9 protein-coding genes and 1 tRNA gene are annotated in these 11,889 nt (G+C 41.0%); 7 read left to right on the forward strand and 3 right to left on the reverse strand.

Annotated features, from left to right (window positions below):
- Positions 1-30: 30 nt before the first annotated feature.
- From FTU80_RS03655 to cysS, 3 genes are all read right to left on the reverse strand, one after another.
- Positions 31-2,130 carry a TonB-dependent siderophore receptor gene (locus FTU80_RS03655; protein WP_180084283.1) on the reverse strand — a complete coding sequence of 700 codons (2,100 nt, stop codon included), beginning with the start codon at positions 2,128-2,130 and terminating at the stop codon, positions 31-33.
- A 628-nt stretch (positions 2,131-2,758) separates the two neighbouring features.
- Positions 2,759-2,834: transfer RNA gene (locus FTU80_RS03660), tRNA-Gly, on the reverse strand.
- Positions 2,835-2,896: 62 nt separating this feature from the next.
- On the reverse strand, positions 2,897-4,318 hold the full coding sequence (cysS, locus tag FTU80_RS03665) for a cysteine--tRNA ligase (RefSeq protein ID WP_180003842.1): 1,422 nt from the start codon (positions 4,316-4,318) through the stop codon (positions 2,897-2,899).
- 356 nt (positions 4,319-4,674) lie between these two features.
- Between cysS and FTU80_RS03670 the strand changes: the two genes are divergently transcribed.
- The 7 genes from FTU80_RS03670 to FTU80_RS03700 all read left to right on the forward strand — a co-directional run bounded on the left by FTU80_RS03670 (position 4,675) and on the right by FTU80_RS03700 (position 11,886).
- Positions 4,675-5,652, forward strand: coding sequence for an SIS domain-containing protein (locus tag FTU80_RS03670; protein ID WP_168377848.1), 978 nt, complete (start codon positions 4,675-4,677; stop codon positions 5,650-5,652).
- A 4-nt stretch (positions 5,653-5,656) separates the two neighbouring features.
- Entirely contained in the window at positions 5,657-6,196 is a 540-nt protein-coding gene (locus FTU80_RS03675) for an HAD family hydrolase (protein WP_078188762.1), read from the forward strand.
- A gap of 35 nt (positions 6,197-6,231) precedes the next feature.
- Positions 6,232-6,774, forward strand: coding sequence for an LPS export ABC transporter periplasmic protein LptC (gene lptC, locus FTU80_RS03680; RefSeq protein WP_180078343.1), 543 nt, complete (start codon positions 6,232-6,234; stop codon positions 6,772-6,774).
- The gene (gene lptA / locus FTU80_RS03685) at positions 6,764-7,330 is read left to right on the forward strand and encodes a lipopolysaccharide transport periplasmic protein LptA (RefSeq protein WP_111883783.1); all 567 of its coding nucleotides are present in this window, start codon (positions 6,764-6,766) and stop codon (positions 7,328-7,330) included. The genes lptC and lptA overlap by 11 nt, the downstream gene beginning before the upstream one ends.
- Positions 7,330-8,073 carry an LPS export ABC transporter ATP-binding protein gene (lptB, locus tag FTU80_RS03690; protein ID WP_078188759.1) on the forward strand — a complete coding sequence of 248 codons (744 nt, stop codon included), beginning with the start codon at positions 7,330-7,332 and terminating at the stop codon, positions 8,071-8,073. Before lptA ends, lptB begins: the two co-directional genes overlap by 1 nt.
- A 166-nt stretch (positions 8,074-8,239) precedes the next feature.
- Positions 8,240-9,763: a TolC family protein gene (locus FTU80_RS03695; RefSeq protein ID WP_180084350.1), complete on the forward strand. Its 1,524-nt coding sequence runs from the start codon at positions 8,240-8,242 to the stop codon at positions 9,761-9,763.
- A complete protein-coding gene (locus tag FTU80_RS03700; protein ID WP_180084284.1) occupies positions 9,760-11,886 on the forward strand; it encodes a type I secretion system permease/ATPase in 2,127 nt (708 codons plus the stop codon). The genes FTU80_RS03695 and FTU80_RS03700 overlap by 4 nt, the downstream gene beginning before the upstream one ends.
- The last annotated feature ends 3 nt before the right edge of the window (positions 11,887-11,889 follow it).

An 11,889-nucleotide genomic window follows, 5' to 3' on the forward strand; every position in this document is an offset into this window, starting at 1 on the left:
TAAATCTCTTAGAAGTCTCTTAGAAACGGTTTAGAATTTCTTTTCTAAGGTAAACATAAAGCTTGGAATTGCTTCATTGATACGAGATTGGTATAGCGCGCCAGAACTTTGTTCTTTTAACACTTCTTTATAATCTGAGCTGAGAATATTACGTGCATTCACCGATGCAGACCAATTTTGATCAAAGCGTTTAGTAAAACTCACATCCATATTGACGCGTTCATTGCTGGTGCGATTGTACGGTTCGTTACTCAGCGCACGTGTATATTCAGGGGTATAATTGAGGTTCACACTTGTTGCAATACGCCACGGTTGATAGTTATAAGATAAACCAGCACTTGCGGTATAAGGTGCAACATCGCTTGCCAAACGGTCAAAGCCGTCAGTTTCTTCAATTTTTGCACGTACAGTTGAAAGCTGAGCATTCAACATAAAAGAATGACCATTCTCCGTTTGCTTCAGTGCATAACGTCCAGCAATTTCCACACCATAGGTGGTTGCACTGTCTTGGTTATAAGGACGTTCGACAAAACGGCAATCGGTATTTCCTGTTTCGCAACGACCGCCTGTAGCATTTTCTGACAGGATCGATTTTTCGATATAGTCATTAATTTCTCGATAATATGCAGTGATATTTACGCCGCCAGCAGGGGTGTTATAACCTAGGGTTGTTTCGTAAGCATTAATAGTTTCAGGTCTTAGGTCAGGATTACCACCACGATCAGGGTTGTTTAGTGTCCCAGCATCACTATCTGTAGAAACTGAAACCGTCGGCATCAATTGATTGCTACGTGGATTTTTAAAAGCTTGACTCAAGTTGGTTTGGAGTGACCATTGGTCATTAAAGTCAAAGCGGTGTGCTAATACAGGACTCAAATGCTGATCTTGATAATCCACTAAACCTGAACGATCAATCCACTCTTGGCGTACACCTAGAGTTAAGGTTTGGCGCGGCGTATATTTCCAACTTCCTTCAACATAAGCAGCATACAATTGTTCATCTAAGGTCTCTGCAATATTGCTTTCAAGTTCATTGCTACGTAGATCAGTACCAAATTTTATTTGGCGTTTTGAGTCAAACTTGCGGACACCGTCGTAGCCTAAGCCATATTCATTAATTTGTTCATCAATATACGATTGAGTATTTCTATACTCTGTTAATTCCGTTTCATTTTGCTGTTCGATTGATAAGCGAATTTTGTCTGAATTTCCTTGGTCTTTACGCTCATATCGTGTGTTGAGTCGAATACTGTCATTTTTATTTTTTTGGATTTGAGTGCCACTTGTGCCTTCGCTTTCATTGTTGCGATAAAACATTTCAGCGACCAGTTTTTGTTGATCATCAAGTTGATATTCAACACGTGGGGTTAACATTTGCGACGTACGATTGGTGATGCGTTTCTGGGTTTTCGTTCCTGTTGCATCTTGTGTACGGATGAGCGTATCTGAGTCATTCCACATTTGGCTCCCAGATAAACTATAGATCCAAGGGTCTGAACGACCATCCATTTGAAAGTTTAAATTAGTGCGTTCTTCTTCACGTGTATTTGACTTCGTTAGGCCATAACCAGCACGTACAGATCCACTCAAACGCGTGCCATTCAATGGTTCTTTTAAAATAATATTGATGACTGCAGAAGAAGCAACCGAGCCTTGAGCTACACTTGGTTGTTTGGTGATTTCAAGGCGTTCGATCATTTCCGGTGTAATGCTATCAACAACTGACATGCCACCACGAGGACCACCTTGTACAGGTTCACCATTGATTAAAAACACGGGTGCGCCACCACCACGAAAACGCATGCCGCCAGCACCTGCACCACCACGTGGACCACCGCCGGCACCGGGGAGTTGAAACCCTGCAGCACGGCGCAGCGCATCATTGATTGACTGATCGCCAAATTTCAACATTTCATCACGGCTTATAATAGTTTTTGCGACAGCACTGATATCTGGGTCTTTGGGCTTAGTGCTTGCTGTTGGAACTTCAAATGTTAAAGCTTCCATTTGCTGAACTGCTGCAGATTCTTGAGGATTTTGAACAGTATCTGCAGCCAAAATTGATGTTGAGATCGTAATTAATGCGTAACTTAAGCTGGTCAGTTTGAGTGTGGTGTGCGCGCCGTGCATTATTTGGTTGTCCAAATGTAATTTTGGCAAAGAATAACGGAAAATTATGGAGAAAAATTGAGGAAAATAACCAAGATGAGCATTTCATCAGATTATTTTTTAACAGGTAGGCGAAAGGTTGTGTGGCAATAGGGGAAGCCTTATTCGTTGGGGGAAAATTAAGGCCTATTAACGTCGCTACAATATAATAAATAACAGATGTTACGCAGTAGCATCAGAAGCGTACTTTGCTTCAAATAATAAAGATACGCGGTCATGTCATCCGCAATTGTTTGAGACAGGACGACTTCTAATCAAAATGTATTTTTAATACTTTGAATAATTTGACGGTAGTGAACGAGTTTTGTCTGTGAGGTGCATTGCGCCGCAAGATGGTTTCCTTGCGAAGCTTCGCATCTCATTTTCCCGAGTGAGAAACAACGTTTCGTAAGAGTACTTCCAGCCGGAAGCTAATCCCTGTATTCAATCCCTAAATGTAAGACTCCGTCGAATAGACTTAAATATTATTTTAAAAATGCGAAATTACTTTCATGTGCATAACATGAGTAAATACATCTAAAAATAAGCCTTTGAAGAAAGATTTAGACATAAAAAAACCCTCATCTTTCGATGAGGGTTTTTCGTATTCTGGAGCGGGAAAGGAGACTCGAACTCCCGACCCCAACCTTGGCAAGGTTATGCTCTACCAACTGAGCTATTCCCGCAATGAGGTGAATTATAGAGAATTTCACGCAACTGTCAACTCTCTATGCTTCTGTTTGCTTAATTAATCAGCGCGACGCCAAATAGTACCTTGACGTGTATCTTCCAGAACTACGCCCTGATCCAGTAAAGATTGACGAATTTCATCTGCTTTGGCAAATTCTTTAGCCTTTTTCGCATCTTTACGTTGTTGAATTAAATCTTCAATCTGTTCTTCTGATAAGCCTAATGCTTCCTGACCGATATCAGATTTCAGGAAATCATCCACATTGTGTTGCACCAAACCTAAAATATTGGTCAAGTGACGCAATGTCGAATAATACACAGCCGCTTGTTCAGCATTTTCATCTTTCACGGCACGGTTCAATTCTTTGTTGACTTCAAACAATACCGCAATTGCTTCTGCGGTGTTGAAATCATCACGCATAGCGGCATTAAAGCGCTCAACTAAAGCATCATCCAAAGTTTCTACGGTTTTTTCACCATAGACTTGCTGATAAGCTTTAAATGAATGATAGAAACGGGAAAGGGTATTTTTCGCTTCTTTTAAAGCAGTGTCAGAGAAGTTTACTGGGCTACGGTAATGTGATGACACAATAAAGAAGCGGATCACTTCAGGGTGGAATTTATCCATGACATCACGAATAGTGAAGAAGTTACCTAAAGACTTCGACATTTTTTCGCCATCGACATTAATAAAGCCGACATGCATCCAGTAATTAACATACTGTTCGCCAGTAGATGCCTCAGATTGCGCAATTTCATTTTCATGATGCGGGAAAGTTAAGTCTGAACCGCCACCATGAATATCAAAATGGTTGCCTAAGCAGCAGGTCGACATCGCTGAACATTCAATATGCCAGCCCGGACGGCCATTGCCCCAAGGTGAAGCCCAAGAAGGTTCATTTTCTTTGGCATGTTTCCAAAGCACGAAGTCAAAAGGATGTTTCTTTTCTACTTCTACATCAACGCGTTCAGAAGCACCAGCCTGCATATCGTCAAGTTTACGACCCGAAAGACGACCATATTTGGCAAACTTTTCAACTTCAAAATAAACATCGCCATTTGCAGATGGGTAGGCTGTACCTTTGTTAACCAAGTTACCAATCATATTCTGCATTTGATCGATATAGTCTGTTGCACGTGGTGCTTCATCAGGTGCTGCACAACCTAAATTGGCAGCATCTTCGTTCATGGCCTTGATAAAGCGATCGGTTAAAGCAGTAATGCTTTCGCCATTTTCATTGGCACGGGCAATGATTTTGTCGTCAATATCGGTAATGTTGCGAACGTATTTAACGTTCCAGCCCTGACTGCGCAGGAAACGGATAATGTAGTCGAATGCAACCATAACTCGAGCATGACCAATATGACAGTAGTCATACACGGTCATTCCACAGACATACATGTCGATATGTCCTTCTTTACGAGGTACGAATTCTACTTTTTTACGTTGCTCTGAGTTATATAGAACAAAAGGTTGCATAGGTCTTCAAATTGTTTCTACCAAAAGATGGCTCATCTTAACCTAAGCATTTTTTTTCATAAAGTTAAAACCCCAAAAAGCAGATATTTTTTAATGCTTGATGTAATTGTACTGCTGGAAAAAGAAGTTGAAGGCTCATTTGATTCGGGCTGAATTTCATTTGAGAGTTTAATTCAATTTATCTGTTCCTAAGATAAAAAAGAAGAAATGCATCTTTTCTGCATAATTCATGAATTCTTATACATTTGGAAACGTGCTATTTGCATAGATATGATAAAATTGTGAAAATTTTTTATTTTGAAAGTGAGAGCGCACCTCTCACGGCTTAAGGTATAACAACTTTGAATCCACCAAATATGCCGAATCAAGTCGATTTTCAGAAAGTCGCATTAGAAACTTTGCGTATTGAAGAGCATGCTTTACAAGTATTAGCGACGCAAATAGATGATCGTTTTAGCCAAGCCTGCGAAATCATTTTACAGTGCAAAGGGCGTTTAGTGATTACTGGTATGGGTAAATCGGGTCATATCGGTCGTAAAATGGCCGCTACATTTGCCTCGACTGGTACGCCATCTTTCTTCATGCATCCGGGTGAAGCTGGACATGGTGATTTGGGCATGTTGGTTAAAGGTGATGTGCTCATTGCAATTTCAAACTCAGGTAAGAGTGATGAAATTATGATGCTCATGCCATTGATCAAACATTTGGGCATTCCTCTAATTACCATGAGTGGCGACAATAAAGGCCCAATGCCACAAAATGCCGATGTCGCATTGACCTTGGGTAATATTCAAGAAGCATGCCCTTTGGGTCTAGCTCCGACCTCAAGTACCACTGCAACATTAGCCTTAGGTGATGCACTTGCAGTTGCATTATTGGATGCACGTGGCTTTACTTCAGATGACTTTGCACGTTCTCATCCTGCGGGAGCATTGGGTAAGCGTTTGTTATTGCATGTAAAACATCTCATGCATACAGGTGAAGACTTACCCAAAGTGTCGCCAGAGACACCTATGAATAAAGTCTTGTACGAAATTTCAAATAAACGTTTGGGACTCACCACGATTGTCGATGAAAACGATACCTTATTGGGTATCTTTACCGACGGTGACTTACGTCGTTTGATTGATAAACAGCAAGGCTTTGACGTGAATATGAAAGTCTCAGAAGTGATGATTAAAAATCCTTTGACCATTTCACAAGAAGAACGCGCGGTACATGCTTTAGAACGTATGAACGAAAAGAAAATTACACAATTTGTAGTTGTTGATGATGCCAATAAAGTGATTGGGATTATCAGCATGCATGATCTGATTCAGGCTGGGGTAAATTAAGAAAATGGCATCGTATGTATTGCTAGAACAAGCGCGTCACATAGAAGCACTAGTACTGGATGTAGATGGAATTTTAAGTGATGGATTTGTAACGTTGACCAATAGCGGCGATGAAATCAAATCTTTTGATATTCGAGATGGCTTAGGCATGAAGTTGGTGCAAAAAGCGGGTATCAAAGTCATCATTATTACTGGCCGTAAAAGTAATATTGTTGAAAAACGCATGTCTGACTTAGGTGTCGATTTGGTCTTTCAAGGTCGTGAAGATAAAGGCGTTGCCTTGACTGAAGCCTGCGCACAGTTCGGTATTGATCCTTCAGATTGCCTATATATGGGCGATGACTGGCCCGATCTTTCAGCCTTCGCTATTGCGGGGATGAAAGTGACCGTACCAAATGGACATTTAGAAGTACGTCGCCGTGCAGATCTTGTTACGCAGGCGATGGGTGGACGTGGTGCTGTTCGTGAAATCTGCGATATGCTTTTAGTTTCTAAAGGTGTATACCAGGAACTACTTGAAAAATATGCAAGTGCACCTTATTAATAAATTGATGCAGTCACTGGATTAAATCTCCGCTTATGGATACTAAAGTTTTATACGTGACAGCTGTGGTCATTGCTGCAGTAAGCGGTGGTTTTTACTATTTCGGTGGAAAGGGTAATAAGCTTCAGGCGGACTCTTCGAAAAGTATGACTTACTCAGCTGAAAACATTAACCTGACGCAGACTGATGAGCAGGGAAAATTGCATATTCGTGCGCAAGTCGATCGACTTGAGCAGGATTTGCAAAAGCAAACGTCTCATTTGGTCAATCTGAAAGCATCGACCTATCAAGATGGTGCTGTTGATGCCACGTTCTTTGCCAAACAAGCCAATGGTATGGACGATAACCAAAAAGTCGTACTGAGTGACAATGTGGTTGCGACAAAATTGATGAGTGAAGGGCAAATGGAGTTTCGTACTGAGGAACTAACTGCTTTTCCAAAACAGCGTGAAATAGAAACGGACAAGACTGTAACGGTGATTTCACCACAAGCCGAATTTGTCAGCCAAGGTTTAAAAGCAAATTTAAACGACGGTCAATACGAATTTTTTAATATTCGAGGAAAGTATGAACCATAATTTTAATCGAAAAACTGCAAAAACTTTCCTAAAACGTACAGCGCTACTCGGTTCACTGGCGTTATGTTCAGTTGCAGCTTTTGCTTTGCCTTCAGATCGTAATCAACCGATTTCATTGGTTGCCGATCGTGCAACATTTAATGAAAAAACTGGGATTACGACGTATACCGGTAATGTCATCATTGAACAGGGTTCGATGAAGCTTCAGGCAAACTCAATCGTTGCGAACTTAAACAGCAAAAAAGAGATCAGTACGATTACAGCAACGGGTGGGCCAGCACATTTCCAACAAAAAACTGACCCTGCCAAAGGCTATGCAAAAGGCCAAGCACAGAAAATCGTCTACAATGCTGAAACAGGAATTATCACCATGACGGGTGGTGCTTTGTTACAACAAGATGGTGCAAGTATTCGTGGTAATAGCCTGAAATACAGTATGAATAAAGGTGACATCGTTGCTGAAGGTACACCAAATAAATCTGGATCTTCTTCAGGTCGTGTTCAAATCGTGATTCCACCGTCAAGCACTAAGTCCTTCCCGGGAGCACGTGATTAATGGAGCAAACCTCGCAAGTTCAAACTTTATGTATTAAACATTTAGCCAAAAACTACAGTAAGCGTTGGGTGGTAAAGGATGTATCCTTTAGCATGCAAAGTGGTCAAATTGTGGGTTTACTTGGTCCAAATGGTGCAGGTAAAACCACAAGTTTCTATATGGTTGTTGGCCTGGTGCGTATGGATAAAGGTGAGATTCATTTAGATGATCTTGATTTGTCTGACTTGGCAATGCATGAGCGCGCACGTAAAGGTATTGGTTATCTACCTCAAGAAGCATCTATTTTTAGAAAATTAACCATTTCTGAAAATATCATGTCGATTTTAGAAACCCGTAAAGATTTAAATAAGCAACAACGTCAGCAACGTCTAACGGAATTGCTTGCCGACTTTAAAATCACACATATTAAAGATTCTCTTGGTATGAGTGTGTCAGGTGGTGAGCGACGCCGTGCGGAAATCGCGCGTGCTTTGGCAGCAGATCCTAAATTTATGTTGCTCGATGAACCTTTTGCAGGGGTTGATCCTATTTCGGTGGGTGATATCAAAGACATTATCCGAACATTGAAAGATCGCGGTATTGGTGTATTAATTACCGACCATAATGTGCGAGAAACCCTTGCGATTTGTGAGCATGCCTATATCGTGAGCGAAGGTTCAGTGATTGCAGAAGGTACTCCAGAAGAAGTCCTTGCGGATGAAACTGTACGTAAAGTTTATCTTGGTGATGATTTTACCGTTTAATTGAATAATATAAGAAATTTCCCGTTGAATGGCGCTAGTTTCATTCAGCGGGTTTATGTTATTGTCTGAAATGACAAAAACTGAGCGATTAATCTAAAAAATTAACAAGAATTCAGTATACTTTAAACTAAAAATACGACCTGCAAAAATCATGCGATTACGAAAGATGAATGGTCCAGAAGTTGGGCGTCCGCGTAAAAATAAGTGCAATTTCTTTTGTATATTATTATTACCCTTTTCCATTGGTTCAGTGTATGCAGCAGATACCGGCACTGCACAAAGTACCATTCAAAAGACATTAGATAAGATTTTTTTACCTAATAAGCCGAAACCTTCTGCCGAAAAAATTAACATCACAGAACTCAGTAAATATAATTTAGATACCTCACGTGTCCAAGAAATGCCAGCCGTTGCTTATGGTCGAACGCAACAAGGCAGCTATAATCCAAACACAGTAGCGAAGAATCTAAGTTTTATTGATGCGATACATATCGCCGTCCAAAGACGTCCAGAAATCACGCAAAGTATTGCTACAGTCGCATCGCAAAACGCTAATATTGACCTAGCGAATGCTGCATATTATCCCCAAATTTCAGGTGGATTGAGCACTGCAGATCTGACTAAAGGCGAGCGTGGACGTCAGTTGGTATCTTTAAATGCGACGCAGATGTTATATGACTTTGGTAAAACCAAAAGTGCAGTAGGCATTGAAGAAGCAAAAATGTTACAAGAGCAGGCTAATGTACTTGTAAATTTAGATGAAGTTTCTTTTGATGTTGCAAATGCAATTATCAACATTAAACGATATCAAGAAGTGGCTAAAATTGCGCAGCAGCAAATTGCCGGTGTGAGTCGGATTGCTGAGATTGCTAATCTACGTGCAACCGCAGGGATCAGTAGTCAAGCAGACCCTATTCAAGCCAAGTCAAATTTAGAAGCTGCAGAATCAAATTTAATTGTGCAAGAAACTCAACTTCGACAGTACCAACAGCGACTTCGTACCTTGTTAGGTTTTGATGTAAGTCAGATCAATTGGGTGATACCCGATCGGATCTTAACTGCAGCGGCTTTATATGATGATCCTGACTTCAAGATGATTCCAAGCATGATGCAAGCGCAGGCTGGGGTTGAAGTTGCCAAATTGCAAAAGCAACAGTCAAAATTAAGTGCATATCCAACACTTAATGTCAAAGGCAGTCTGAGTCAGGCGGTGAATGGCCGTAATCCAAATAATGACGAAGATGATGGTTTGTATAGTTCAATCATGTTGGAAGCGACCAGTAATTTTTACCAAGGTGGAGCAATCGCAGCGCAAACACGTGCCGCAAGCTATGCTGAAGAAGCAGCTAAAGCACAAGTGAATACAGTGTATTTGGATGTGATTGATCAAGTCCGAATGATTCGAGAACAAATCGAAAATAAAAAGCGTCAAATGTCGATATTGGTGCAGCGCCGTGAAACAACGGTAAGAACCAAAGAGCTGTATCAAGAACAATATAAATTAGGAACTCGAACGGTTGTCGATCTACTGAATGCAGAGCAAGCCATACATAGTGCCGCACAAGAAATTGTGACATCGCAATATGATATCTACTCAGCACTTGCACAGTACATCCAAGTGACAGGGCGTTCACGAAATATCTATGAACTTAATAATATATCTATTCAGGGGTTTGAAGTTCAGCCATGAGTAATACAATAAATTATCAACCGTGGCTACAAGCGGTTCTGAATATTGCAAAGCATTATCGAATTGAACCCTCTGAAGAACGTATACGGTTGCAGTTGGATTGGGATCAACACAAAAATGCCGATGAACTGGTTGCAGTCATGGCACGCCAAATTGGACTAAGTGTTCGAAAAAATAAATATGACATAAATCTGCTCAATCCATGGCGCTTACCGGTATTGGTTGAGTTTATTAGTGGTGAAGTGGGTGTGGTAGAACGCATCGACGTAGACGGTAATGCCAGTGTTCAACTAAGCGGTGATGAAGGCCTATCTCAAGTCTTCTCTATTGAACGATTGAGCCATGGCGTTCGCAATATATATATTTTGCGTCCAGAGTCATCTGTACCCGATGCACGTGTCGATGAATACATCAAGCCGTTTGAAAAAAATTGGTTCTGGTCGATCGTTTTAAAAGACTGGAAACGTTATATAGACATAATGTTTGCTTCATTAATGGCAAATATCTTGGCCCTAGCCACTATTTTATTCTCAATGAATGTGTACGACCGTGTAATTCCATCTCAATCTGTGCCGACTTTATGGGTACTTGCGGGTGGGGTGTTAATTGCAGCGATATTTGAGTTTGCACTACGTGTTTCACGAATTTATTTATCGGATATTATTGGTAAACGTGCCGATTTGAAAATTTCCGATCGTGTATTTGGTCATGCATTAAGAATTAAAAATAGCGAACGTTCAAAATCAACGGGTACTTTTATTTCACAAATTCGTGAATTAGAAGGGGTACGCGAAATGGTCACTTCGACGACTGTTACCGCAATTGCCGATTTACCGTTTTTCTTCTTGTTCCTGTTCATCTTCTGGTTAATTGGCGGCAATCTATTTTGGGTCATGCTGTTGGTTGTTCCTTTGATGATTATTCCAGGGATTTTGGCGCAAAAACCATTGGCTAAACTTGCACAAATGGGTATGCGCGAGTCTTCGATTCGTAATGCATTATTGGTTGAATCTGTGCAAGGTATGGAAGATATCAAATTACTTCGTGCTGAATCACGCTTCCAAAACCAATGGAACCACATGAATGAAGTGTCTGCTGATGTCAGCATGCGTCAACGTAAAATCGTGGGCTTAATGTCGGCATGGACACAAAAAATTCAGGGTCTAACGTTTGCAATCGTCGTACTTGTCGGCTGTTTTGCTGTGATGAAAGGTGAAATGACCACAGGTGCTTTGGTGGCTTGTTCGATTTTGTCCTCACGAATGTTAGCACCGATTTCTGCATTGGCAGGGGTATTAGGTCGTTTACAACAGGCTAAAGTGGCAAAAGCCGGTCTTGATGAGCTCATGAAGAAACCTGTCGATCAACCGGATTATTCTCACCTTATTCATCGACCATCAATTAATGGTCATTATGAACTCAATGGTGTGTCATTTAAGTATGGTGAAGATGATCCACGTCCAAGTCTTTTAATTCCAAAACTGGAAATTAAGGCCGGAGAAAAGATCGCAATTTTGGGCCGTAACGGTGCTGGTAAGTCGACGCTACTCCAATTGTTATCGGGTATGCAAACGCCAGTACAAGGCAAAGTTAAATTAGATGGGATTGAACTGTCTTTAATCGACCCCGCAGATGTGCGTCGTGATATGGGGCTATTGAACCAAAATGCACAGTTATTCTACGGTACGATTCGTGAAAACTTGACCTTGGGTGCTCCGTTGGCTACGGATGAACAATTGATTGAAGTACTGAAAATTACGGGTGCAATTCACTTTGTTCAAGAGAAAAAAGAAGGGTTAGACCATATCATTTTAGAAGGTGGTGTAGGCTTCTCTGGCGGTCAACGCCAAGCTTTGTTGCTTGCACGCTTATTGATTCGTCAACCCAATATTCTATTGCTTGATGAACCTACAGCAGCGATTGATGACGTATCTGAGAAACAATTGATCGATCATTTAAAAGATTATTTACAAAACCGAACTATGGTGGTAGCAACACATCGCCGTGCGGTACTTGAGTTGGTTGACCGCATTATTGTGGTGAATGAAGGTAAAATTGTCATGGATGGGCCTCGTGATCAAATTCTGAATCAGAATGCTCAGAAAAAAGTAGCTGGGGCTTAAATC

This window comes from Acinetobacter sp. YH12145, from assembly GCF_013418335.1.
GTDB classification, from domain to species: domain Bacteria; phylum Pseudomonadota; class Gammaproteobacteria; order Pseudomonadales; family Moraxellaceae; genus Acinetobacter; species Acinetobacter amyesii.